This is a genomic window from Paucibacter sp. XJ19-41 (genome assembly GCF_028462495.1).
GTDB lineage: Bacteria > Pseudomonadota > Gammaproteobacteria > Burkholderiales > Burkholderiaceae_C > Roseateles_E.
This window is the reverse complement of record NZ_JAQOWX010000019.1, coordinates 12,699-37,866: the sequence shown is the minus strand read 5'-3', so window position 1 is coordinate 37,866 and position 25,168 is coordinate 12,699. Positions and strand designations below refer to the sequence as shown.

At 66.9% G+C, this 25,168-nt stretch carries 20 protein-coding genes and 1 pseudogene; 9 read left to right on the top strand and 12 right to left on the bottom strand.

The features are described from left to right. Window positions 1–29 precede the first annotated feature (29 nt). From priB to PO768_RS07235, 5 genes are all read left to right on the top strand, one after another. Window positions 30–344: a primosomal replication protein N gene (gene priB, locus PO768_RS07255; protein ID WP_272645519.1), complete on the top strand. Its 315-nt coding sequence runs from the start codon at window positions 30–32 to the stop codon at window positions 342–344. A 17-nt stretch (window positions 345–361) separates the two neighbouring features. Then, on the top strand, window positions 362–652 hold the full coding sequence (gene rpsR, locus PO768_RS07250) for a 30S ribosomal protein S18 (RefSeq protein WP_137941787.1): 291 nt from the start codon (window positions 362–364) through the stop codon (window positions 650–652). A gap of 13 nt (window positions 653–665) precedes the next feature. After that, window positions 666–1,118, top strand: a complete 453-nt coding sequence (gene rplI, locus PO768_RS07245) for a 50S ribosomal protein L9 (protein ID WP_272645518.1) — start codon at window positions 666–668, stop codon at window positions 1,116–1,118. Window positions 1,119–1,276: 158 nt separating this feature from the next. Next, complete coding sequence (gene dnaB / locus PO768_RS07240; protein ID WP_262969532.1) at window positions 1,277–2,698, top strand: replicative DNA helicase; 1,422 nt, start codon at window positions 1,277–1,279, stop codon at window positions 2,696–2,698. A 43-nt stretch (window positions 2,699–2,741) separates the two neighbouring features. After that, the gene (locus tag PO768_RS07235; RefSeq protein WP_272645517.1) at window positions 2,742–3,845 is read left to right on the top strand and encodes a PA0069 family radical SAM protein; all 1,104 of its coding nucleotides are present in this window, start codon (window positions 2,742–2,744) and stop codon (window positions 3,843–3,845) included. On the opposite strand, the gene dnaJ is transcribed toward PO768_RS07235, so the two are convergent. From dnaJ to PO768_RS07205, 6 genes are all read right to left on the bottom strand, one after another. Next, window positions 3,846–4,988, bottom strand: a complete 1,143-nt coding sequence (gene dnaJ / locus PO768_RS07230; protein WP_137941791.1) for a molecular chaperone DnaJ — start codon at window positions 4,986–4,988, stop codon at window positions 3,846–3,848. Between the two features lie 112 nt (window positions 4,989–5,100). Further along, complete coding sequence (gene dnaK, locus PO768_RS07225; protein ID WP_137941792.1) at window positions 5,101–7,050, bottom strand: molecular chaperone DnaK; 1,950 nt, start codon at window positions 7,048–7,050, stop codon at window positions 5,101–5,103. A gap of 117 nt (window positions 7,051–7,167) precedes the next feature. Further along, on the bottom strand, window positions 7,168–7,683 hold the full coding sequence (gene grpE, locus PO768_RS07220) for a nucleotide exchange factor GrpE (RefSeq protein WP_272645516.1): 516 nt from the start codon (window positions 7,681–7,683) through the stop codon (window positions 7,168–7,170). A 90-nt stretch (window positions 7,684–7,773) separates the two neighbouring features. Then, complete coding sequence (locus tag PO768_RS07215; protein WP_137941794.1) at window positions 7,774–8,205, bottom strand: RNA-binding S4 domain-containing protein; 432 nt, start codon at window positions 8,203–8,205, stop codon at window positions 7,774–7,776. A 29-nt stretch (window positions 8,206–8,234) separates the two neighbouring features. Further along, window positions 8,235–9,647: a sensor histidine kinase gene (locus PO768_RS07210; RefSeq protein ID WP_272645515.1), complete on the bottom strand. Its 1,413-nt coding sequence runs from the start codon at window positions 9,645–9,647 to the stop codon at window positions 8,235–8,237. Continuing rightward, a complete protein-coding gene (locus tag PO768_RS07205) occupies window positions 9,644–10,318 on the bottom strand; it encodes a response regulator transcription factor (RefSeq protein ID WP_272645514.1) in 675 nt (224 codons plus the stop codon). The genes PO768_RS07210 and PO768_RS07205 overlap by 4 nt, the downstream gene beginning before the upstream one ends. A 104-nt stretch (window positions 10,319–10,422) precedes the next feature. Here PO768_RS07205 and PO768_RS07200 point away from each other — a divergent pair, with 104 nt between their 5' ends. From PO768_RS07200 to PO768_RS07185, 4 genes are all read left to right on the top strand, one after another. Then, window positions 10,423–11,382, top strand: a complete 960-nt coding sequence (locus PO768_RS07200) for a Bug family tripartite tricarboxylate transporter substrate binding protein (RefSeq protein ID WP_137941797.1) — start codon at window positions 10,423–10,425, stop codon at window positions 11,380–11,382. A 68-nt stretch (window positions 11,383–11,450) separates the two neighbouring features. Then, on the top strand, window positions 11,451–11,966 hold the full coding sequence (locus PO768_RS07195) for a tripartite tricarboxylate transporter TctB family protein (protein ID WP_272645513.1): 516 nt from the start codon (window positions 11,451–11,453) through the stop codon (window positions 11,964–11,966). Window positions 11,967–11,976: 10 nt separating this feature from the next. Continuing rightward, window positions 11,977–13,464 carry a tripartite tricarboxylate transporter permease gene (locus tag PO768_RS07190; protein WP_272645512.1) on the top strand — a complete coding sequence of 496 codons (1,488 nt, stop codon included), beginning with the start codon at window positions 11,977–11,979 and terminating at the stop codon, window positions 13,462–13,464. 100 nt (window positions 13,465–13,564) lie between these two features. Continuing rightward, on the top strand, window positions 13,565–16,339 hold the full coding sequence (locus PO768_RS07185) for a PEP-CTERM sorting domain-containing protein (RefSeq protein ID WP_272645511.1): 2,775 nt from the start codon (window positions 13,565–13,567) through the stop codon (window positions 16,337–16,339). Here the strand turns inward: PO768_RS07185 and hemH are convergent. The 6 genes and pseudogenes from hemH to PO768_RS07155 form a co-directional block, all read right to left on the bottom strand. Further along, a complete protein-coding gene (gene hemH / locus PO768_RS07180) occupies window positions 16,292–17,383 on the bottom strand; it encodes a ferrochelatase (RefSeq protein WP_272645510.1) in 1,092 nt (363 codons plus the stop codon). The genes PO768_RS07185 and hemH overlap by 48 nt on opposite strands. A gap of 12 nt (window positions 17,384–17,395) precedes the next feature. Continuing rightward, window positions 17,396–18,364 carry an adenylate/guanylate cyclase domain-containing protein gene (locus PO768_RS07175; RefSeq protein ID WP_137941802.1) on the bottom strand — a complete coding sequence of 323 codons (969 nt, stop codon included), beginning with the start codon at window positions 18,362–18,364 and terminating at the stop codon, window positions 17,396–17,398. Between the two features lie 157 nt (window positions 18,365–18,521). Further along, complete coding sequence (gene rpoD, locus PO768_RS07170) at window positions 18,522–20,714, bottom strand: RNA polymerase sigma factor RpoD (RefSeq protein ID WP_137941803.1); 2,193 nt, start codon at window positions 20,712–20,714, stop codon at window positions 18,522–18,524. Between the two features lie 320 nt (window positions 20,715–21,034). After that, window positions 21,035–21,367, bottom strand: a complete 333-nt coding sequence (locus PO768_RS07165; RefSeq protein WP_272645509.1) for a hypothetical protein — start codon at window positions 21,365–21,367, stop codon at window positions 21,035–21,037. Between the two features lie 50 nt (window positions 21,368–21,417). Beyond that, window positions 21,418–23,076 (bottom strand): annotated as a pseudogene (gene dnaG / locus PO768_RS07160) (DNA primase); the annotation flags it as partial. 10 nt (window positions 23,077–23,086) lie between these two features. Beyond that, on the bottom strand, window positions 23,087–25,105 hold the full coding sequence (locus PO768_RS07155; protein ID WP_272645507.1) for a putative bifunctional diguanylate cyclase/phosphodiesterase: 2,019 nt from the start codon (window positions 25,103–25,105) through the stop codon (window positions 23,087–23,089). Window positions 25,106–25,168 lie beyond the last annotated feature (63 nt).

The following is a 25,168-nucleotide window of genomic DNA, read 5'->3' as shown; positions in this document are numbered from 1 at the left end:
CGCTCGCGCCGCCCACCGCGCAAACGCCGGTGAATCAACTGGTTTTGCAAGCGCAGCTGCTTGAGCTGGGACTGATCAGATACACGCCGGCCGGCCAGACGGCCCTGGACTTCAGCTTGAAGCATGAATCCCAGGTGCAGGAAGCAGGCAGGCCCCGCAAGGTCTCGATGGAGATACGTGCGGTGGCCATCGGTGAGATCTGCAAGCGCATTCAGGCGCTTGGTGTCGGAGGCAATGCCCTGTTCACGGGTTTCCTCAGCGCCATGCGCAACGGTCGTGGAACGATCTTCCACATCACCGCCCTGACGCCAAGTCCCACGCCACATTGTTCGAATCCGGATTGAATTGAAAGAGGTCTAATATGCCCCCGCCACGTGGTAAAGGTCGCTTCTCCAAAGACAAGAAGCCCAAGCGCAACCAACAATCGCTGTTGTTCCGCCGCAAGCGTTTCTGCCGCTTCACCGTCACCGGTGTCGAGCAGATCGACTACAAGGACATCGACACCCTGCGCGACTTTGTCGGCGAAAACGGCAAGATCACGCCCGCTCGTCTGACCGGCACGCGCGCTTTCTTCCAGCGTCAGCTGACGGTTGCCATCAAGCGCGCGCGCTTCCTGGCCATGCTGCCGTACAGCGACCAGCACAAGGTCTGAGGAGACACCCAACATGCAAATCATCCTGCTTGAAAAGGTCGCGAACCTCGGCAGCCTCGGCGACGTCGTCAAGGTCAAGGACGGCTACGCCCGCAACTTCCTGATCCCGACTCGCCAGGCACGCCGTGCCACGGCCGCCGCGATCAAGGAATTCGAAGCCAAGCGCGCCGAACTGGAAAAGGCCGCCGCCGAGAAGCTGGCCGCCGCCCAAGCCCTGGGCGACAGCATGAACGGCAAGACCGTGCGCATCAGCCAGAAGGCTGGCGTGGACGGCCGTCTGTTCGGCTCGGTCACCAATGCCGACATCGCCGATGCACTGAACAAGCTGGGCTTCGCCGTGAGCAAGTCGCAGATCCGTCTGCCGCTGGGCCCGCTGAAGGCCGTCGGCGAGTTCGCCGTCAGCGTCGCTCCGCACACCGATGTGGTGTCGGAAGTGACCGTGCAAGTGGTTGCCGAAGCCGAGTAATCAGGCCAAGCCCTAATGGTCAACAGCCGATCAGGCTGTTTTGATCGAGAAAGCCGATGACTGGTCAGTCATCGGCTTTTTGCCTTCTGGGCGGATGAGTTGTTCATCCGCTATTCAGCGCTTTTGCACAGCTTTATCCACAGAGCCCTGAAACCGCCATGTCTGCGATCTTCTCCTCTGCTCCTACTCCCAGCGGTCACGATGACGAAGTGGCCCGCCTGCGCGTGCCGCCGCACTCGGTCGAAGCCGAGCAAAGCGTGCTCGGGGGGCTGCTGATCGACAACACGGCCTGGGACCGCGCCGGCGATATGCTGACCGACGCCGACTTCTACCGCTACGAGCACAAGCAGATCTATGCCGCCATCGGCAAGCTGATCAATGCCGGCAAGCCGGCCGACGTCGTGACGGTGTTCGAGGAGCTGACCTCGCTGGGCAAGGCCCAGGACTGCGGCGGCCTGGCTTATCTGAACGATCTGGCGCAAAGCGTGCCGAGCGCCGGCAATCTGCGCCGCTATGCCGAAATCGTGCGCGAGCGCGCGGTGCTGCGCAAGCTGGTCAGCGCCAGCGACGAGATCGCCAGCGCGGCGCTCAATCCGCAGGGGCGGGCGGTCAAGGACATCGTCGACGAGGCCGAAGGCAAGATCTTCCGCATCAACGAGGAAGGCAATCGCAGCGGCCAGGGCTTCCAGAGCATGGACAACCTGGTCGTTGCCTTGATCGACCGTGTCAACGAGCTGGCCGAGAACGGCGCCGAGGACGTGACCGGCGTACGCACCGGTTTCTACGACCTCGACAATATGACCGCCGGCCTGCAGCCCGGCGACCTGATCATCCTGGCCGCGCGCCCCTCGATGGGCAAGACCGCCTTCGTGGTCAATATCGGCGAGAACGTCGCGATCAACGAAGGCCTGCCGGTCGTCATCTACTCGATGGAAATGGGCGCGGCCCAGCTGGCGCTGCGTATGGTGGGCTCGGTCGGTCGCATCGACCAAAGCCGCCTGCGCCTGGGCCGGCTGGCCGACGACGAATGGGGCCGGCTGTCCGAGGCGGTCGACAAGCTCGGCAAGGCCCACATCTACATTGATGAAAGCCCCGGCCTGTCGCCCAGCGAGGTGCGCGCCCGCGCGCGTCGCCAGGCCCGCATCAGCGGCCAGCTCGGCCTCATCATCATCGACTATCTGCAGCTGATGAGCGGCAACGGCGGCAACGAGGAAAACCGGGCCACCGTGATCGGCGAGATCTCGCGCGGCCTGAAGGCGCTAGCCAAGGAGCTGAAGTGCCCGGTGATCGCGCTCTCGCAGCTGAACCGCTCGGTCGAAACCCGGCCCGACAAGCGGCCGATGATGTCCGATCTGCGCGAGTCCGGCGCCATCGAGCAGGATGCCGACATCATCATGTTCATCTACCGCGACGAGTACTACACCAAGGACGAATGCAAGGAGCCCGGCGTCGCGGAGATCATCATCGCCAAGCAGCGTAACGGCCCGGTCGGCACGGTCAAGCTGGCCTTTGCGCGCCAGCACACCAAGTTCGAGAACCTGGCACCCGGCTATGTGAGCCCCGGCGGCGACGAGTACTGAGCGAGCGCTCGACAAGTGGCGGAATACTGTATAAATTAACAGTATGCCAATCAAGCAGCCCGCCCCGAGTCAAGCCACCGTCCAGAAGGGGCGGGGCAGCGCCTGGCAGATCGCCCACCGTTTCGAGCGCGCCGAGCGCGAGGTCTTCGATGATGGCTGGGGCACGCTGGACCAGTGCGCCGAAGAGGAGCATCTGGCGCCGCAGACCGAGATCATCGAGGAGCGCGCGCGCAGCATCATCTCCAGCAACCAGTCACCCGACATCAGCTTCGATCGATCGATCAATCCCTACCGGGGCTGTGAGCACGGCTGCATCTACTGTTTTGCGCGGCCGACCCACAGCTATCTGAACCTCTCGCCGGGTCTGGACTTCGAGACCAAGATCATCGCCAAGGTCAATGCGGTGGAGCGCCTGCGCGCCGAGCTAAGCAAGCCGGGCTACCGGCCGCTGTCCCTGGTGCTGGGCACGGCCACCGACGCCTACCAGCCGGTGGAGCGGCGACTGGGCCTGACGCGCGGCCTGATCGCGCTGCTGAGCGAATGCCGCCACCCGTTTTCGCTGGTCACCAAGTCATCGGGCGTCGAGCGCGATCTGGACCTGATCGCGCCGCATGCGGCGCGCGGTCTGGCCTCGGTCTATCTGTCGATCACCACCCTGGACCCCCAGCTGGCGCGGCTGATGGAGCCGCGTGCCGCCGCGCCGCAGCGGCGCTTGCGCACGATCAAGGCCCTGGCCGAGGCGGGCGTGCCGGTCGGGGTCAGCGTCTCGCCGCTGATCCCTTTTCTGAATGAACCGGAGCTGGAACGCATTCTGGAGGCCGCCGCCGAGGCTGGCGCGAGCAGCGCCTTCAGCATCCCGCTGCGCCTGCCCTGGGAGGTTAATCCGCTGTTCCAGGAATGGCTGCAGCGCCATTACCCGGAGCGCGCCGCGCGGGTGATGGCGCGGCTGCACGATATGCGCGGCGGACGCGACAACGACGCCCGCTTCGGTACCCGCATGACCGGCGAAGGCCTGTGGGCCCAGCTGATGCAGCAGCGCCTGCGCAAGGCCTGCGAGCGCCTGGGCCTGGGGCGCGAGCGCCGCGTCGTGGACCTGAGCCAGTTCCGGCCGCCCGACGACGGCCAGGCCCAGCAGACGCTGTTCTGATTACTTGAACAGGTCCTTGACCCTATCGGTCCAGCTCTTGGCATTGGGCGAGTGGCGCTCACCGCCGTCGCGCAGGCTCTTGTCCAGCTCCTTGAGCAGCTTGCGCTGGTGCTCGGTCAGCTTGACCGGTGTCTCCAGGCTGATGTGGCAGTACAGATCGCCCGGGTAGCTGGAGCGCACACCCTTGATGCCCTTGCCGCGCAGGCGGAAGGTCTTGCCATGTTGCGTGCCCTCGGGCAGCTCGATCTCGGCCTTACCGCCCAGGGTCGGCACCTCGATGCTGCCGCCCAGCGCCGCCGTCGTGATCGCCACCGGCATCGTGCAATGCAGATCGTCGCCGTCACGCTCGAAGATCTCGTGCTGCTTGATGCGGATCTCGATATAGAGATCGCCGGCCGGCCCGCCATTGACGCCCGGCTCGCCATTGCCGGCCGAGCGGATGCGCATGCCCTCGTTGATGCCGGCCGGGATCTTGACCTCTAGCGTCTTGCTCTTCTTGACCTTGCCTTGGCCGTTGCAGGCCGTGCAGGGGTCGGGAATGATCTTGCCGGTGCCGTGGCAATGCGGGCAGGTCTGCTGGATGCTGAAGAAGCCCTGGCGCATATGCACCGTGCCCGAGCCATTGCAGGAGCCGCAGCTCTTGGCGCTGGTGCCGGGCTTGGCACCGGAGCCGCTGCAGGTCTCGCAGCCTTCCCAGCTAGGGATGCGGATCTGGGTTTCCTTGCCGCGCGCGGCCTCTTCCAGCGTGATCTCCATCGCGTAGGACAGATCGCTGCCGCGATAGACCTGCTGGCCGCCGCCCGCACGCCGGCCGCCGCCCTGCTGGCCGCCGAAGATGTCGCCGAAGATGTCGCCGAAGGCCTCGGCGAAGCCGCCAAAGCCTTCCGCACCGGGGCCGCCGCCGCGGTTGGGGTCGACGCCGGCATGGCCGTACTGGTCATAGGCCGCGCGCTTTTGCGCGTCCGACAGCATCTCGTAGGCTTCCTTGGCCTCCTTGAACTGCTCCTCGGCCTTCTTCGCACCCTCGCCCTGATTGCGGTCGGGGTGGTGCTTCATGGCCAGCTTGCGGTAGGCCTTCTTGATCTCGTCCTCGGTGGCGGTCTTGGCCACACCGAGGATTTCGTAATAGTCGCGCTTTGCCATGGGCGGGTTCCGAGCCAAAAATCACATTGCTTAAACAACAGCGCCGCGACGCGCTTTTGAGGCTGCGGCGCGGCGACAGCGCCGGACCCTGGTCCGGCGCACCCTGCTGGACTTACTTGCTGTCCTTGACTTCCTTGAACTCGGCGTCGACCACATTGTCGTCAGCCGCCGGCTTGGCCGAAGCCGCTTGCGGCTGCTCGGCCGCACCGGTGGCGGCAGCGGCCGCCGCTTCGGCGCCCTGGGCATCGGCGTACATCTTTTCGCCGAGCTTCTGGCTGGCCGTCATCAGGGTCTCGGTCTTGGCTTCGATCGCGGCCTTGTCGTCGCCCTTGATGGCTTCTTCAACGTCCTTGATCGCAGCCTCGATCTTCTCCTTGTCGGCGGCGTCGAGCTTGTCGCCATGCTCGGCCAGCGACTTCTGCACGCTGTGCACCATGCCATCGGCCTGGTTCTTGGCCTGCACCAGTTCGACCTTCTTCTTGTCCTCGACCGCGTTGGCCTCGGCGTCCTTGACCATCTTTTCGATCTCGGCTTCCGACAGGCCCGAGTTCGCCTTGATGGTGATCTTGTTTTCCTTGCCGGTGCCCTTGTCCTTGGCGCCGACATGCAGGATGCCGTTGGCGTCGATGTCGAAGCTGACTTCGATCTGCGGCGTGCCGCGCGGTGCCGGCGGAATGCCTTCCAGATTGAACTCGCCCAGGCTCTTGTTGCCCGAGGCCAGCTCGCGCTCGCCCTGGAACACCTTGATGGTCACGGCCGGCTGGTTGTCGTCGGCGGTCGAGAAGGTCTGGCTGAACTTGGTCGGGATGGTCGTGTTCTTCGCGATCATCTTGGTCATCACGCCGCCCAGGGTCTCGATGCCCAGGCTCAGCGGCGTCACGTCCAGCAGCAGCACGTCCTTGCGCTCGCCGCCCAGCACCTGGCCCTGGATCGCGGCACCGACGGCCACGGCCTCATCGGGGTTGACGTCCTTGCGCGGCTCCTTGCCGAAGAACTCCTTGACCTTCTCCTGCACCTTGGGCATGCGGGTCATGCCACCGACCAAGATCACATCGTCGATCGCGGACACGGCCACGCCGGCGTCCTTGATCGCGGTGCGGCAGGGGGCGATGGTGCGCTCGATCAGCTCTTCCACCAGCGACTCCAGCTTGGCGCGGGTCAGCTTGATGTTCAGGTGCTTCGGGCCCGACGCGTCGGCCGTGATGTAGGGCAGGTTGACATCGGTCTGCGAGGAGTTCGACAGCTCGATCTTGGCCTTCTCGGCGGCTTCCTTCAGGCGCTGCAGGGCCAGCACGTCCTTGGTCAGATCGACGCCCTGTTCCTTTTTGAACTCGGTGACGATGTAGTCGATGATGCGCTGGTCGAAGTCTTCGCCGCCCAGGAAGGTGTCGCCGTTGGTGGACAGCACTTCGAACTGCATCTCGCCGTCGACATCGGCGATCTCGATGATGGACACGTCGAAGGTGCCACCGCCCAGGTCATAGACGGCGATCTTGCGGTCGCCCTTGCCATGCTTGTCCAGGCCGAAGGCCAGGGCCGCAGCGGTGGGCTCGTTGATGATGCGCTTGACGTCCAGACCGGCGATGCGGCCGGCGTCCTTGGTGGCCTGGCGCTGGGCGTCGTTGAAGTAGGCCGGCACCGTGATCACGGCCTCGGTCACTTCCTCGCCAAGATAGTCCTCGGCGGTCTTCTTCATCTTGCGCAGGATCTCGGCCGAGACCTGGGGCGGCGCCAGCTTCTTGCCGCGCACCTCGACCCAGGCGTCGCCGTTGTCGGCGGCCGCGATGGTGTAGGGCATCAGGTCGATGTCCTTCTGCACTTCCTTCTCGGTGAACTTGCGGCCGATCAGTCGCTTCACCGCGTAGATGGTGTTCTTCGGGTTGGTGACGGCCTGGCGCTTGGCCGAGGCGCCGACCAGGATCTCGCCATCTTCCTGGTAGGCAATGATGGACGGCGTGGTGCGAGCGCCTTCGGCGTTCTCGATCACACGCGTCGTGTTGCCTTCCATGACCGAGACGCACGAGTTCGTGGTGCCCAGGTCAATACCGATGATCTTTCCCATGTGTGACTCCTGAAATTGCTTGATTTCCGCTCAATCCGCCGATGGCGATCTGCTGAGCGTTGACTGAAGATGAAATGTGGATAAGTCGCTGCTTTTCAAGGGGCAGCGGCCTGTGAATTACTTGGGCGCGGCGACCGTGATCAGCGCCGGGCGCAGCACGCGCTCGGCAATCGAGTAGCCTTTTTGCAGCACCATCACGACCGTGTTGGCTTCCTGCTCGGCCGGCACCATCGAGATGGCCTGGTGCTGGTGCGGGTCGAACTTGCTGCCGGGGGCCGGGTTGATCTCGATGACCTTGTTGCGTTCCAGCGCGGCGGCCAGCTGGCGGCGGGTGGCGTGCACGCCTTCGAGCACGGTCTCGACCTTGGCCGCGGGCATCGCGATGGCCGCTTCCCTGCTGTCCATCACCGGCAGCATGGCTTCGGCAAAGCCTTCGACGGCGAACTTGCGCGCCTTGGTCATCTCGTCTTCCGAGCGGCGGCGGATGTTCTCGACCTCGGCCTTGGCGCGCAGATAGGCGTCCGACATCTCGGCCAGACGGGCTTCCAGTTCGGCCAGCTTGGCCTCGGGGCTGGGGGCCTCGGCCTGCTCGACCGGGACTTCTTGGGGGGTGGGGGCGTTGTCGGTAGTCATGGTGGCAAGAGAAGCAATCGCGCCCAAATGGGCGCTTTGTCCTGGATTTCAAGAGGGGGATTGTCGCCGGGATGCCCGGAGAAACCCGAATCAGTCCAGATCGGGGTCCTCGGCCGTGGCCGACCAGCGGTCCCAGTCGGCCAGACGGCGCCGGTCCAGCTTGGTCGGCCGGCCCTGGACAATGGTCTGGGCCGGCTCCGGCGCGAGCCGGCGCGCCTCGGCCGCGCGCTCGCGCAGCAGCAGGCTTTCCGGCGTTTCTTCATAGAGGGCCTGGGCCTGTGGCGCCGGGCCACGGATGTGGCTGAGCCCGCGCACCCAGACCTCGCGCTCGACCACGCCCTGGCGCAGCCGCACGCGGTCACCCAGCTTCAGCTCGCGCGAGGCCTTGGCGGCCTGGCCATTGATCTGGACCCGGCCCTTGCCGATCTCCTCGACCGCCAGCGCGCGGGTCTTGAAAAAGCGCGCCGCCCACAGCCATTTGTCCAAACGCAGGCCGGCAGCGGCCTGTTCCTGTTGTTTCATCGTGCGATTTTATCCAGCCGCGGCGCCGCTCAGCCGGCCAGCGGCAGCCGCACGCGGGCGTCCAGGCCGCTGACTTCCTGCCCATCGAGCCGGTTGTTCAGCTCGATGCTGCCGGCCAGCGACTGCACGATCTCATGGCAGATCGCCAGCCCCAGGCCCGAGCCCTTGCGCGGATCGCCGGCCGCGAAGGGCAGGAAGAGCTGGGTCTGCTGGGCCGCGCTCAGACCGGGGCCGGAATCGGCCACCGTCAGCACCGCGACCCGGGCGTCGACCAGCAGCCGGATATGCAGGCGCCCGCCGACCGGCGTGTGGTGGATGGCGTTGTGGATCAGGTTGCGGGTCAGCTCGCGCAGGGCCCACTCATGGCTGCGTATCGGCGCGGCCTGGGTCTCGATATCGAAGTCCAGCTGCTGCTCGGCGATCAGCGGCGCCACATCCAGCGCCACCGCCCGCGTCACCTCGGCCCAGTCCTGCACCGGCATGGCCTCGACCTGGTGGCGCAGCTGCTCGAGCTTGGCCAGCGCCAGCAGCTGGTTGGCCACCTGGGTGGCGCGCGCCACCGTGGTGTCGATCTCGGCCAGCGCCTGCAGCGGCTCGACATCGCCCTGGCGGGCGCTCTGCACCTGGGTCTTCAGCACCGCCAGCGGGGTCTTCAGCTGGTGCGAGGCGTCGCGCACAAAGCGCTTCTGGTGCTCCAGCAAGGCCTTCAGCCGCGCCACCACCTGGTTGGTCGCATCGACCAGCGGCTGCCACTCACGCGGCGCGTCGGGCGCATCGACCGGCGACAGATCACCCTCGGTGCGCTCGCGCAGCTGGGCCGAGAGCCGGCGCACCGGCAGCGTGGCGCGCTGCACCACCAGCACGACGACGATCACGATCACCAGCACCAGCAGGGCCTGGCGCCACAGGGTCTCGGTCAGGATCTGCTGGGCCAGGGTGTGGCGCAGCTCCAGCGTCTCGGCCACCTGGATGGTCGCCATGCCCTGGCCGGCGATGCCGGCCACCGGCTGCAGCAGCACCGCGACGCGGATCGGCTCGCCGCGGTAGTGGTCGTCGTAGAAGGAGACGAGCGCGGCGTAAGGGCTCTTGGCCGGCAGCTTGCCGTGCCAGGCCGGCAGGTCCTCGAAGCCGGACACCATCTCGCCGTCGAAGCCGCTGACGCGGTAGAAGATGCGGCTGCGGTTGTCGGCCTCGAAGGGCTCCAACGCCGAATAAAGCACGGTGGCACGCAGCTGGGCGCGGCTGCCATCCGAGGTGACTTCCAGCAGCTCGCCGATCGATTTGGCCGAGGCCAGCAGGGTGCGGTCGTAGGCGGTGTCGGCGGCGCGCAAGGCCTGCTGGTAGAGGCTCCAGCTGTTGAAGGCGATCAGCGCGACCACCGGCAGCAAAATGCCCAGGGTCAGACGCCGCCGCAGCGAGGAGGGCCGGTGGGGCCGCCTCATGCGCCGGCCTTCAGCAGATAGCCCAGGCCGCGCAGCGTCACCAGCTGCGCGCCGGTATGGGCGATGCGCTTGCGCAGCCGGTAGGCCACCACCTCGATGGCCTCCAGCTGCACGTCCAGCTCACCCGGGAAGACCAGCTCGAACAGCCGCTCTTTGGCGATCGCATGGCCCGGCCGCGCCAGCAGCGCGCGCAGCAGCGCGCTCTCGCGTGGCGTCAGCTCCAGCACCTGGTCCTCGAAATAGACCGCGCCGCTGTCCCCGTCCAGCTGCATGCCGCAGAAGGCGGTCTGGCGCTGCGGCGCCGGGCTGACCCCGCTGCGCCGGCCCAGGGCCTGGATGCGGGCCATCAGCTCGTCCAGGTCGAAAGGCTTGGGCAGGTAGTCGTCGGCGCCGACATTCAGGCCCAAGATGCGGTCGCCGACCGTGCCGCGGGCAGTCAGGATCAGCACCGGCGTCTTCAGGCTGTCGGCGCGCGCGCGGGCCAGCACGTCCAGTCCGTCCAGCCCAGGCAGGCTGAGGTCCAGCACCACGACATCGGGCCGCCACTGCGCCCAGCGTTCCAGCGCCTTGAGCCCGTCGCCGACCGCCTGCACCTGCAGGCCGCGGCGCTCGAAGCTGCGCGTCAGGCTCAGCTGCATTGCCGGGTCGTCCTCTACCAGAAGCAGTTTCATGGGGCGCGAGCCTAGCATTTTCCCTAGGTCCCGCGACAGCGGACTGACAGCCTTGACAGCGAGGATCGCTACTGTTCACTCAAACCACAATAGGAGACAAAACCATGCGTCGTGACGTCTTTCTGAAGTCCCTGGCCGCCCTGGCCGCCGCCGGCGCGCTGCCGCTGTCGGCCCGCGCTGCTGCCAATCTGAAGATCATGGTGCCGGCCAACCCGGGTGGCGGCTGGGACAGCACCGGCCGCGCGCTGGGCAAGGCCTTGCAGGACGCCGGCGTGGCCTCCTCGGTCACCTTCGAGAACAAGGGCGGCGCGGCCGGCGCCATCGGCCTGGCCCAGTTCGTCAACGCCAGCAAGGGCGATCCGAACTCGCTGATGGTGATGGGTGCGGTGATGCTGGGCGGCCTGATCACCGGCAAGCCGCCGGTCAGCCTGACCCAGGCGACGCCGATCGCGCGCCTGACCAGCGAGTACAACGTCTTCGTGCTGCCGGCCAGCTCGCCGCTGAAGACCATGAAGGACGTGGTCGAGCAGATGAAGAAGGACCCGGCCAGCGTCAAGTGGGGCGGCGGTTCGCGCGGCGCCACCGAGCACATCGCGGCGGCCATGCTGGCGCGCGAAGCCGGCGTCGATGCGGCCAAGATCAACTACGTGCCCTTCCGTGGCGGCGGCGAAGCCACGGCCGCCATCCTAGGCGGCAATGTCACGGTGGGTGGCAGCGGTTACAGCGAATTCCAGCAGTACATCGAAAGCGGCAAGATGCGCGCGATCGCGGTGACCTCGGCCACCCGGCTCAAGGGCCTGGACATCCCGACGCTCAAGGAGATGGGCTACAACGTCGAGATCGGCAACTGGCGCGGCGTCTATGCGCCTCCGGGCATCACGCCCGAGCAGCGCAAGGCCCTGACCGATATGGTCATCAAGGCGACCAAGAGCAAGGCCTGGGCCGAGGCGCTGGAGAAGAACGGCTGGACCCCTGCCGTGATGGCCGGCAAGGAGTTCGAGGACTTCGTCGACCGTGAGTTCGCCAGCCTGCGCGCCACCATGGTCAAGTCCGGCATGATCTGAGCGGTCTGACCGCTGTCTGCGAGGGGCTGGCTGCCTGCGGCCGGCCCCCGTTTTACATGGAGTGGCCGATGGCTGACTCAGCCCAACACAAGTCCCTGCATCAAAGCCTGGTCGGCGCCGGCGCATTGCTGGTCGGCGCCGTGATGGCCTATGGCGCGACCTTCATCTCCTCGGACGCCGGCTACGCGGGCGTCGGCCCGAACGCCTTGCCTTGGGTGGTCGCGGTGGTGCTGCTGATCTGCGGCGCCTGGCTGATCTGGGAAGCGCAAAGTGGCGGCTACCGCCAGATGGACGAGCCCTCGGGCGCCGAGCGTGGCGACTGGCGCGCGGCCGCCTGGGTGGTGGCCGGTGTGATCGCCAATGCCAGCCTGATCACCACCCTGGGCTTCATCCTCGCCTGCACGCTGTGCTTCATGCTGGCGGTGCGCGGCATGCGCATGTCCGAGGGCAGGGCCGGCGGCGGTGCGCGCCAGGTTCTGGTCGATGGGGTGACCGGCGTGCTGATCGCTGCACCGGTGTTCTGGCTCTTCACCAAGCTGCTGGCCATCAATCTGCCTGGCCTGACGGCCAGCGGCTGGCTCTGAGGACAAGACCATGCTCGATCTCTGGAACAACCTGCTGGGCGGCTTTGCGACCGCCGGCACACCGATCAATCTGCTGTGGGCTTTTGTCGGCTGCGCGCTAGGCACGGCCATCGGCGTGCTGCCGGGCCTGGGCCCGGCGGTGACGGTGGCGATGCTGCTGCCGATCACCTCGCAGGTCGAGCCGACGGCCTCGATGATCTTCTTCGCCGGCATCTACTACGGCGCGATGTATGGCGGCTCGACCACCTCCATCCTGCTGAACACCCCTGGCGAAACCGGCACGATGGTGACGGCGCTGGAGGGCTTCAAGATGGCCAAGAGCGGCCGCGCCGGCGCGGCGCTGGCGACCGCCGCGATCGGCTCCTTCGTCGCGGGCACCATCGCCACCGTGCTGGTCACGCTGTTCGCGCCGGTGCTGGCCGACTTTGCCGTGCAGCTCGGCCCGCCGGAGTATTTCTGCCTGATGCTCTTGGCTTTCACCACCGTCAGCGCGGTGCTGGGCAAGAGCACCTTGCGCGGCATGACGGCGCTCTTCATCGGCCTGGCGATGGGCCTGATCGGGCTGGACCAGATCACCGCCCAGGTGCGCTACACCATGGGCATTCCCGAGTTCATGGATGGCATCGAGGTGGTGCTGGTCGCAGTGGGTCTGTTCGCGGTCGGCGAGACGCTCTATAACGCGCTCTACGAGGGCCGCAGCACCCAGGAGCTCAACAAGATGAGCTCGGTGCATATGACCCGCAGCGAATGGCGCCGCTCCTGGCCGGCCTGGCTGCGCGGCACCTTCATCGGCTTTCCCTTCGGCACCATCCCGGCCGGCGGCTCGGAGATCCCGACCTTTCTGAGCTATGCGACCGAGCGCAAGCTGTCCAAGCACAAGGACGAGTTCGGCACGAGCGGCGCGATCGAAGGCGTGGCCGGCCCCGAGGCGGCCAACAACTCGGCCGTGACCGCCACCCTGGTGCCGCTGCTGACGCTGGGCATTCCGACCTCGGTGACCGCCGCCATCCTGTTGTCGGCGCTGCAGAACTACGGCATCCAGGCCGGCCCGCAGCTGTTCCAGACCTCGTCCACCCTGGTCTGGGCCCTGATCGCCTCGCTCTACATCGGCAATGTGATGCTGCTGGTGCTGAACCTGCCGATGGTGGGGCTGTGGGTGAAGCTGCTGAAGATTCCCAAGCCCCAGCTCTATGCCGGCATCCTGATCTTCGCGACGGTGGGCGTCTACGGCATGCGCCAGAGCGCGTTCGACCTCTACCTGATGCTGGCCATCGGCCTGCTGGGCGTGGTGATGCGGCGCTTCGATTTCCCGACCGCGCCGGTGGTGGTGGGCATGATTCTGGGCCCGCTGGCCGAGGCGCAGATGCGCAATGCGGTGTCGATCGGCGGCGGCAGCTGGAGCGTGTTCTGGGAGCGGCCGATGTCGCTGGGCCTGCTGATCCTGGTGGCCCTGATCCTGGTGCTGCCGCGACTGCTGCGCTGGAGCCGCCGTCCCTGATTCCGGCTTCAGGCCTCGAACGATTGAGGGATGCATTGTGGCCGCCCGAGCGGATACTCGGCTGCCGTGAGCGTCGCTTCACGGCGCCTGAGGTCCGGTCATGCAGCATTGCCGTGTTCCCTCCACCCTGCGGCCCCTGGCGGTCGCAGCCCTCCTGGTCCTGGGGGTGCAGGCGCCGCTTCGGGCCGACATCACGACCCTCGGAACCGTCTCCACCGGCCCGCTCAATCTGCCCATAGGCCCCGGTGACACGGATCTGGGCAATAACGGGCTTTATGTGGGCAGCAGTGCCTACGGCCGCCTCGATGTCGGCGGTGGCAGCCTGCTGCGCACCGGCAGTCTGCTGCTGGGTCCTGGCGGCAACGGGGACGGCAGCGGCTGGGCCTATTTGGACGGAGCAGGCAGCCGTATCGAGCTGACCGGCGACGGTTTTTCCGACAGCGTGCTCAACCGCTTCGAGGTCGGTGCCTGGGGCCTGGGCGCGATGACCATCTCCGGCGGTGCCGTGCTGGACGGCCGTGCCAACGCCAACGCCTGCCTGGGTGTGAACCACTTCTGCAACAGTTTCATCGGCAATGCCGCCGGCTCCACCGGCCGTTTCACGGTCACCGGTGTGGGCTCTTCGGCCTCGTTTCTGCGCGGCTTCATCGTCGGCGGGTTGGCGGTGTTCCGACCGCCGATCGACAACTTCACCTTCGGCACGCCGGGCGCCAGCAGCAGTGGCACGGTCAAGGTGCTGGACGGTGCATCGCTGCTGACCGACAGCGCCACGCTGGGCGTGGGGCCGGGCGGCAGCAGCCCGCTGGGCAGCGAGCGCAGCTTTGCCGACGCGCTGATCGACGGCGCCGGCTCGGTCTGGCGCATCAGCGGCGGCACCCTGGAGAACACCGGGGGCTTCTTCGCGCTGGGCACGCATCGCAACGCCTGGGCCTCGGTGGCCATCCGCAACGGCGGCCAGTTGCTGGTCGAGGGGCGCGACGGCCTGTTCAGCTCGGTCGGGCTGAGCACCGGTGGCGGGCGCAGCGACATGATCGTCAGCGGCGCCGGCTCCAACATCCTGTTCACCGGCGATGCGGGCGTGTTGAACATCGGCCGCAGCGGCGCTTCCGGCAGCGGCAACCTTGTCATCGAGGCGGGTGGCCGGGCCAGCGGCATGTTCTATGTCGGTGTCGGCCGTGATGGGGCGCTGGGCCAGTTGAGCGTCCAGGGGGCAGGCTCCGAGCTGCTGGTCGACGGCAAGGCCTCGGCGGCCGCCAATGGCTCGGCGGCGCTTGCCGGCCTGGACATCGGCCGCAACGGCGGCTATGGCCAGGTCACGGTGGGGGCGGGCGGCCGCATCCATCTACTGGCCGCGCAGGGCCTGCCGGGCCTGACCCTGAATCTGGGTCGCGATGCCAATTCGGCCGGCACGCTGAACATCCACGGGCCGGGCTCGCTGCTGCTGATGGAATCGATCTCGGTGCTGCCCGGCGGCGGGCCGGGCGAGGCGCCGAATCCGGTGATGCGGGTGGGGCGCGACGGCAGCGGCACCCTGAATATCAGCGATGGCGGCAAGCTGCTGCTGCAGGGCGGGGCGGTCTCGACCCCGGCTGACCGCCGCAGCACCTCGCTGATCATCGGCGGCTTCAATGACAACACGCCGGGTGGCCACGGCATCGCCACGGTCAGCGGCGCCGGCTCGGAGATCCGGCTGAGCGGCACGGACACTTTCATCGGCGTCGGCATCGGCCCGCAGAGCAGCGGCCAGCTGAGCATCAACAACCAGGCTCTGGTCAGCGCGATCGGGCTGGGTGTGGGGCGCAGCGGCGGGGTCGGTGTGCTGAAGCTCGATGGCGGGCAATTGCTATTGTCGGGGCAGCAGACCGCCGGCAATCTGTCCGGTGGCTTCCTGACCGTCGGCACCGGCGCCGGCATCGGCGTGGCCTCGGTCGACAAGGGCAGCCTGGTGACGCTGAGCAATATGGGCAGCGCCGGCGCGGGTCTGAGCCTGGGCGGCAGCGGGGCCTTCCCCGGCGGCGAGGGCAGCCTGGCCCTGGCGGGCGCTTCCCGCATTGTTGTCGAGGCCCAGCCCGGCCTGGGTGCCGTGACCATAGGCCGCGAAGGCAGCGGCTTCATGCGCATGCGCGGCGCCAGCGAGCTGGACAATGCGGGCGGCAATCTCTATCTCGGCCGCTTCGCCGGCAGCGATGGCACCTTGATCGTCTCCGAGGGCTCCAGCGTCACGGCCGGCTGGGTCGGAGTAGGGCGAAACAAGACCGCCACCGGCGATGCCGACGGCGGCACCGCCACCATGGTGCTGATCGACAGCACGCTGACGGCCCAGGACATCGTGATCGGCAGCAAGGGCTTTCTGTGCGGCACCGGCAGCATCAGCGGCAATGTCGTCAACCACGGCATCTTCTGCCCCGGCAACTCGCCGGGCACGCTGAATCTGAACGGCGACTTCAGCGCGATGTCCGGCAGCCGCATGATTCTCGAGGTCGAGGATGACGGCACGGGCGGCTACCTGACCGATGTGGTGGTGTTCGGCGGTGCGGTGACGCTGGGTGCGATGGCGGTCGAATTCCGCTTTCTCGGCGCGACCAATCCCGCCGCCTTCCAGAGCAGCGGCCGCTTCGACATCGACACCTTCCTCGGCCGCAGCGATGGCGCCGGCGGCATGGTGGCGCTGGCCGATCAGAGCTTTGCGGGCGTGCAGTTCAGCGCCCAGGCCGATGCCTATGTGATCAGCAACTTCAGCTTCAGCACGGCCGACGGGGCTGCCTTCAGCGCGCAGCCGGTGCCCGAGCCGCAGACCTGGGTCATGCTGCTGCTGGGGCTGCTGGGCCTAGTCCTTGGCACCCGCCGCCAGCGCGGCCTCACGCTGCCGGGCTAGCACGTCGGCGTCGGCCGGCTGCCGGGTCGGCCAGCCCTGCAGATGCCGCTCGGCCAGGTCGGCCAGCATGGACATGCCGGCCGGGCTGTCGTTGAGGCAGGGGATGTAGGCGAAGTCGTGGCCGCCGGCGCTCAGGAAGGCATCTCTTGCCTCTTGGGCGATTTCTTCCAGCGTCTCCAGGCAATCGGCACTGAAACCCGGGCAGATCAGGTCCACCTTCTTGAGTCCGGCTGCGGCACGCGCCTTCAGGGTCGGCTCGGTATAAGGCTCCAGCCATCGGGCCTTGCCGAACCGGCTCTGGAAGGTGACCAGGTACTGCTCCTGGCTCAGGCCCAGCGCCTCGGCCAGCAGACGACCGGTCTTCAGGCATTCGCAGTGGTATGGGTCGCCCAGGGCCAGGGTGCGGGCCGGCATGCCGTGAAAGCTCATCATCAGCAGCTCGGGCCGGCCGTTGGCGGCCCAATGGGCTTTGACGCTGGCGGCCAGGGCCTGGATATAGCCGGGGTCGTCGTGGTAGCGGTTGATGAAGCGCAGCTCGGGCAGATGACGGGTTTGCAGCGACCAGCGCGCCACATCGTCGATCACGCTGGCCGTGGTCGCCGCGCAATACTGCGGATAGGCTGGCAGCACCAGCACGCGGCTCACGCCCTCGCTGCGCAGTTCGCTGAGCACATCGGCAATCGCCGGCGCGCCGTAGCGCATCGCGTAGCGAACGCTGATGCGGTGGCCGCGCTCGCCGAGATAGCCCTGCAGCAGCTTGGCCTGGCGCTCGGTCCAGACCTTCAGCGGCGAGCCCTCGGGCATCCAGACGGTGGCGTACTTGGCCGCCGACTTGGCCGGGCGCACCCGCAGGATGATGCCGTGCAGTATCAGCTGCCAGACCAGCTTGGGGATCTCGACCACGCGCGGGTCGCTGAGGAACTGCGCGAGATAGCGCCGCGTGGCCGCTGCGGTGGGAGCATCGGGGGTGCCCAGATTGCAGAACAGCAGCGCGGTCTTGGCCGCGCTGCCATGGCTGAAGCTCGCTTCGGCTCGATAGGGCATGGAGAAGGGGGGTCAGCCGATCGAACGCCGGCCGCCGCTGGCCAGGGGTTCGGTGTCGGCGAAGTGCAGGATCTCGAAACGTACCGAGGGGGAAAGCGCGTCGACCGGCGGGCTGCCCAGGCCGATCACGCCGCTGCCGTGCAGGGTGCAGCTGCCGCGGCGCAGGCTCAGGGTCTCGCCGGCGCTGCCGAAGCGCACGAAGGTGCCGTTGTAGCTGAGGTCGGTGAGAGAGAAGGAGCCGCCATGCCAGTCGATGCGCGCATGCGAGCGCGAGACCCGGCCGTCGGTGATGCAGTAGGTGGCCTGCACGCTGCGGCCGAGGATGACGGGCATGCTGTCGATGTCGAAGACGCGGTCCAGGTCCAGCCAGATCAGGCGGATGCCGTCGGGCTCGGTCGAGGCATGGATGACCTCGCCGAACTGGGTGGCCGCCATATCGCCCTGGGTCGGCTGGTCCAGCACATGGACATGGACCGGCTCGGCGCGGCCGCGCACCGCGATCAGGTCGAGGCTGCGAAAGCGCAGCTTCTGTGCGCTGGGCAGGCCGGACAGGACCTCGGCGGTGATCAGGGTCTCGTTGTCGCCCGCATGGTCGAGCAGCCGGGCCGCGACATTGACGGCATCGCCGAAGCAGTCGCCGCTCATCTCCACCACCTCGCCGCGCGCCAGCGCCACCTGCATGCGCAGCGCCCGCAGGCCTGGCGACGCGCCGTGCTGCTTGCCGCGCGAGACCACGCGCTCCAGCAGCTCGTGCATGCGCATTGCCGACTTGACGCCATTGCGCGGCGAGTCGAAGACCGCCATCAGGCCGTCTCCCAGCGTCTTGATCAGATTGCCGCCGCACTCGTCGACCGCCTGCCCGATCAGGCTGACCGTGTGGGTGACCACCGAGGTCGCCTCGGCATTGCCCAGGGTCTCGAAAAGCGCCGTGCTGCCGCGCAAGTCGGCAAACAAAACGGTGCGTTCCCGGATATGGGTCATGTGTGCTGGCGGGGGAGCTGTGAATTAATTCTCAGTGTAGCCGCGCCCTGTTGCGCTTGATCGCCGCATAAACGCCGAGAAATCCCCAAGCGGTGCGAGGAGCGCAAAAAAAGGCCGGAGGGTGACTCCGGCCTTGGCTGCTGTGGCGGGGATTGCCTCAGAGGTTGTCGAGGTAGGTGCGCAGCTTGTCCGAGCGGCTCGGGTGCTTGAGCTTGCGGATGGCCTTGGCCTCGATCTGCCGGATGCGCTCGCGGGTGACGTCGAACTGCTTGCCGACTTCTTCCAGCGTGTGGTCCGTGCTCATCTCGATGCCGAAGCGCATGCGCAGCACCTTGGCCTCGCGCGGGGTCAGCGAGTCGAGGATGTCCTTCACCACATCGCGCAGACCGGCCTGCATCGCAGCCTCGATCGGTGCGGTGTTGTTGGTGTCCTCGATGAAGTCGCCCAGGTGGGAGTCGTCGTCGTCGCCGATGGGGGTTTCCATCGAGATCGGCTCCTTGGCGATCTTCATGATCTTGCGGATCTTGTCCTCGGGGATCTCCATCTTCTCGGCCAGGGTCGGCGCATCCGGCTCGAAGCCGAATTCCTGCAGATGCTGGCGCGAGATGCGGTTCATCTTGTTGATCGTCTCGATCATGTGCACCGGGATGCGGATCGTGCGGGCCTGGTCGGCGATCGAGCGGGTGATGGCCTGGCGGATCCACCAGGTCGCGTAGGTCGAGAACTTGTAGCCGCGGCGGTATTCGAACTTGTCCACCGCCTTCATCAGGCCGATATTGCCTTCCTGGATCAGGTCCAGGAACTGCAGGCCGCGGTTGGTGTACTTCTTCGCGATCGAGATCACCAGGCGCAGATTGGCCTCGATCATTTCCTTCTTGGCGTCGCGCGAGGCCTTCTCGCCCTCGTTCATCTTCTTGTTGATGTCCTTCAGGTCCTCGATGGGCACGACGGCCCGGGCCTGGATGTCGATCAACTTTTGCTGCAACTCCTGTACCGGCGGCAGATTGCGCGCCAGGATGGTGGAGTAGGGCTTGCCGGCGGCCACTTCCTTCTCGGCCCACTGCAGGTTCAGCGCATTGGGCGGGAAGGTCTTGATGAAGTGCTCCTGCGGCATGCCGCACTTGTCCACCACGATCTTGCGCAGTTCGCGCTCGTAGCGGCGCACATCATCGACCTGCGAGCGCAGCAGATCGCACAGCTTCTCGATGGTCTTGACCGTGAAGCGGATGGTCATCAGCTCCTGGCTGATGGCCAGCTGGGCCTTGTTGTAGGAGGCCGACTTGTAGCCGTCCTTCTCGAAGGCCTTGCGCATCTTGTCGAAGTTGCTCGACAGCGAGTCGAGCTTGACCAGGGCGGCGTTCTTCAGCTCCTCGAGCTTCTTGGTCAGGGCCTTGGAGCCGCCATTGCCGTCGTCATCGTCTTCCTCGTCGAACTCGTCGAAGTCTTCCTCGGCCACATAGTCGTCGGCCTCGTCGGCGGCGACGAAGCCGTCCACCACCTCGGAGATGGTCATCTCGCCGGCGCGGATCTTGGTGGAGAACTCCAGGATGTGGGCGATCGTGGTCGGCGAGGCCGAGATCGCCAGCATCATGGCCTGCAGGCCGCCTTCGATGCGCTTGGCGATTTCGATTTCGCCTTCACGGGTCAACAGCTCGACCGTGCCCATCTCGCGCATATACATGCGCACCGGGTCGGTCGTGCGGCCGAATTCGGAGTCCACCGTCGACAGCGCCGCCTCGGCGGCTTCTTCGGCTTCTTCTTCGGTGGCGGTGCTGGTGGTGTTGCCGGAGATCAGCAGCGTGGCGGCGTCGGGGGCCTGCTCGTAGACCGCAATGCCCATGTCATTGAGCATGGAGATGATGGCCTCGAGGATTTCCTCGCTGACCAGCTTCTCGGGCAGGTGGTCGTTGATTTCCTGATGGGTCAGGAAACCACGCGTCTTGCCCATCTTGATCAGGGTCTTCAGCTCATGGCGACGCTTGGCGACTTCTTCCTCGGTCAGCGCGGTCTCGTCCAGGCCGAACTCCCGCATCAGCGCGCGCTCCTTGGCGCGGCTGACCTTCATGCGCAGCGGCTTGGCTTTGGGCTTGTCCTCGCCGGCCTCTTCGACTTCGGCCTCGGGCTCGCCCTCAAGATCGGCCTCGAGGTCGGACAGATCAACCTCCTCGACCTCGGCTGCAGCGGCCTTCTTGGTCTCGGTGGCGGCCTTGGGCTTGCGACCGCGCTTGGGCTTGTCGTCCGCGCCAGCGGCGGCCGTGGCTTTCACGGCCTTGGCTGCCTTGGCAGCGGGCTTCTTGATGTCGTCAGCCTCGGTGGCGCTAGCCTTGGTCGCGGTCTTCTTGGCAGTCATGCAAATCCTCGGGTCGGTGTTGGGCGGAGCAATGCAGCGGCCGCCTGGGGCCCCGTACATTGCATTCAAGCAAAGCGTGGCCCAGGCGGCATTCAGGCGGTTCGGCCATCCTGCCTTGAGAGCAAGATGGGGGCGGACCGTGGCGCGTGCAAGCTGGCGTGAACGTTTGAGATTGCAGCTCTTGGCGGTAAAGGTGGCCTTGATACCTCGATGGGTGCCCATTTTCGATGGGTGGCCGGGACCGGAAGTGGCTGCCGTCACTCTTGACGCGCGCGAAAACCCTTAATTATAGGCTAAATCGGCGGAACATCTGCCGGGCTTCAACCGGAGCTGACCAGCATGGCCTTCTTGAGCTGATCGATTTCCTGGCGCAGGCGGGCAATCTCGCGCAGCTGTTCGCCCTGCGGGTTGCTGGCAATCAAGGCCTGTATCTGCTTGGAGAGCGCGTCGATCTGGAGCTGGCGCAGCACATGCTGCAAATCCTCGAACTGCGGCTCTTCCTCGCCATACAGGCTGCTGGTGAGCCGCCGGGCCTGGTCCAGCGGGCCATCCTCCGCCTGCAGCGTCGCCTCCAGCACCGACCAGGGAACCGCGCCATGGTTGACCAGGAATCGCTCCAGCCAGCTGACCAGCTCTCCTTGGCGGCCCGGCAACTCATGCAGCAGCTGTTGCTGATCCAGGCTCAGCCGCTCCCACCAGTCNCATGGTTGACCAGGAATCGCTCCAGCCAGCTGACCAGCTCTCCTTGGCGGCCCGGCAACTCATGCAGCAGCTGTTGCTGATCCAGGCTCAGCCGCTCCCACCAGTCGCTGCTGAGCAGCAGCATGCGCAGCGCGTGATCCGTCGGCGAGATCGGCTGGCGCCGCGGCGTGCCCATCGTTTCGTCGACCGGCTCGCCACGGCGCTTCCAATCGCCCTTGCCCGACGGCTTCCAGTCCTTTTTCCACTCGCGCCGAGCCGGCTTGGCTGGGCTGGCCGGCTGCTCGTAGTCTGGCGGGGGGGCGTCGTCGGGCGGGCCATCGAAGACGCGCTCGCTGCGGCGCGGGCCTGGGCTGCCGCCACCGGCTTGCCACAAGCCCATCAGCTCCTGATCCGGAAGCTGTGCCCGGCGCGCCAGATCACCCAGCAGCTGACGCTTCAACAGGCCTTGGGGCAGGGCATTCCACAGCGGCTTGGCATTGGCCAGCAATCGGGCACGGCCTTCGGCGCTGCCCAGGTCGCAGCCTTCGGCCGCCGTCTCCAGCAGCTGGCGTGACAGCGGCACCGCCTCGGCCACACACTGCTCGAAGGCCTCGGCGCCGAGATCGCGCACATAGGAGTCGGGGTCATGCTCAGTGGGCAGGAACAGGAACTTGACCGAGCGGGTGTCGGTGGCGTGGGGCAGGGCGGCCTCCAGCGCGCGGCCGGCGGCGCGCCGGCCGGCGGCGTCGCCGTCGAAGCTGAACACCACCGATTCGGTGAAGCGGAAAAGCTTTTGCACATGCTCTGCCGTGCAGGCCGTGCCCAGCGTGGCGACCGCATTGTTGAAGCCATGCTGGGCCAGCGCCACCACATCCATATAGCCCTCGACCACCAGCGCATAGCCGCGCTGGCGCAGTCCGGTGCGGGCCTCGAACAGGCCGTAGAGCTCGCGGCCCTTGCTGAAGACCGGGGTTTCCGGCGAGTTCAGGTACTTGGGCTCGCCCTTGTCGAGGATGCGGCCGCCGAAGCCTATGGTCTCGCCCTGCACATTGCGGATCGGGAACATCACGCGGTCGCGGAAACGGTCGTAGCGCTTCTGCTCGCCGCCTTCTTCTCCGGATGTGATCACCATGCCGGACTCGGCCAGCAGCGGGTCGTCATAGCTGGGGAAGGCGCTGGCCAGCGCACGCCAGCCCTCGGGCGCATAGCCCAGCGCGAACTGGGCGGCGATCTGGCCGGTCAGGCCGCGGCCCTTCAGATAGGCAACAGCGCGCGGGCTCTTCTTCAGCTGGGCGCGGTAATGATCGCTGGCCCGCGCCAGCACCTCGGTCAGGGTGGCCTGGCGGACTTTCTGTGCCGCAGCGCGCTCGCGCTCCTCGGGCGAGCGCTCGTCCTCGGGCACCTGCATGCCGGTCTGCTGGGCCAGGTCCTGCACCGCCTCGACAAAACCGGCGCCGGTGTGTTCCATCAGAAAACCGATGGCATTGCCATGCACGCCGCAGCCAAAGCAGTGGTAGGTCTGGCGCGTCGGGCTGACGGTGAAGCTGGGCGACTTCTCGCCGTGGAAGGGGCACAGCCCCTTGTGGTTGATGCCGGCCTTCTTGAGCTCGACATGGCGCCCCACCACCTCGACGATGTCGACGCGGGAGAGCAGGTCCTGAATAAAGCCGGGTGGTATCACCGGCGAGAGTCTAGTGCAGCCCTGGCACCGGTTCCTGCCGTCCGGCCAGCACCGGGCTCTGCTCGAAGCGCGCCACCCAGTCCGCCACCTGCTCGGCCGGCATCGGCAGCGCGATGCCATTGCCCTGGCCGTGGTCGCAGCCCATCGCCAGCAGCGAACGCGCATGCGAGGCGGTTTCGACCCCTTCGGCCACCACGCTGTAGCCGAAGGTGCGCGCCAGCCCGATCACGCCCTCGACCAGGGCCTTGTCCTGATCGTCGATCAGCATGTTCTGCACGAAGGAGCGGTCGATCTTCAGGGTGTCGACCGGCAGGTGCTTCAGATAGGTCAGGTTGGAATAGCCGGTGCCGAAATCGTCCAGCGCGAAACGCACGCCAAAGGCGCGGCAGCGCCGGATCAAGGCCTGAGTGGCATCGATATCGGCCAGTGCGGTCGACTCCAGGACCTCCAGCACCAGGTGCTCGGCCAGCGGCTCGCGGTGCCGGGCCAGCAATTCCTTCAGGCGCTGGGCGAAGTCGTCTGCCTGCAGATGGCGGGCCGCGACGTTGACGCTGACGCGCAGATTCAGGCCGCCGGCCAGCCACTGGCTGGATTGCTTCAGCGCCTGCTCGATCACCCAGTCGCCGACCTGGACCGCCAGGCCGGTCTGCTCGACCACCGGCAGGAAATGAGCCGGCCCGAGCAGGCCGCGCTCCGGATGCTGCCAGCGCAGCAAGGCCTCGACGCCCAGCACCGTGCCGGCCCGCATATCGACCTTGGGTTGGTAGTAGAGCTGCAGCTCGTTGCCGTCCAGTGCCTGCTGCATGCGGCCCAGGGCCAGCACCCGGGCATCGCTGCGCAGGCGTTTCTCGGTATCGAAGAACTGGTAACCATTGCGCCCCGAGCGCTTGACGCGGTAGAGCGCATGGGCGGCATGGCGCTGCAGGGTTTCACCGTCCGAGTGGTCCTGGGGGAAGACCGTCGCGCCGAGGCTGGCGCTGAGCTCCAGGGGTTGCCGGTGGCCGTCCAGATGGTAGGGCGCGCGAAGCACGTTCAAGACTCGCTCGACCGCCAGCTGCGCCTCCTCCACGCTGCGGCAGCGCAGCAGCAGGCCGAATTCATCGCCGCCCAGGCGGGCGACCTCGTCCGACCATTCGCGGCCGCTGCGCAAGGCGGCCTGCAGCCGCGCCGCGACCTGTCTCAGCAGCTGGTCCCCACCGTCCGCGCCCAGCCGCTCGTTGAAGTTTTTGAACTGGTCCAGATCCAGGCAGCACAGACACAGCAGAAAGCCCTCGCGGCGGCTGCTCTGCAGCGCCAGCTCGATGCGCTGCTTGAACTCGTTCTGATTCGGCAGGCCGGTCAGCCCGTCGAACCGGGCCTGGCGCGCCAGCAGCTCTTGCTGGCGAAGCTGCTCGGTCTGGTCGGACACCGTGACGACATGAAAGCGCACCGGGCCGGCCGGTTCCGGAATCGTCGACACCGTGATCTGCAGGTGGCAGCTCTCGCCATTGCCGCGTCGGCATTGCAACAGGCCTTGCCAGTGGCCATCGCCGAGCAGCGCCTGGCGCAAGGCCTGCGGGTCGTGGCCGCTGCGGCGCAGGCTCTCGAACGTCAGCGGCGCGGCGATCTGGCCGCACAGGGCCTCGCGCGACAGGTCCATCAGCCGGCAGTAGCTGGGGTTGGCATCCAGCACCCGATGCTCGGCATCGGTGACCAGCAGGCCCTCGTGCAGATGCTGGAACAGGCTGACGCTCATGCGCTGGCGCTCCTCCGCGCTGCGTTGCCACTCGGCACGTTCGACCGCTATCGCCGCCAGCGCCGCCCGCCAGCGCCGAGTTTCGCGTCGCCGCAGGCCGGTCAGGGTGCCGAGCAACAAACAGACCGCCAAGGCCGCGAGGCCCAACCCCAGCAGCCAATCGCTGGCCCGCGACGGCATCGGCAGGCTGAGCAGCAACACGATGCTCAGTGCCGCACCGGCCGCGCATGGCACGCGGCCCTGCCACCAGCGGGGCGAAGCTTCGGCAACAGCAATGGGAGGCGACTGGGGCATGGGCGCCTGCGGGGAGGTAGTGATTCTGGCCGCGGGTGCAAACCCCCGGGCAAGGGCCGCGAG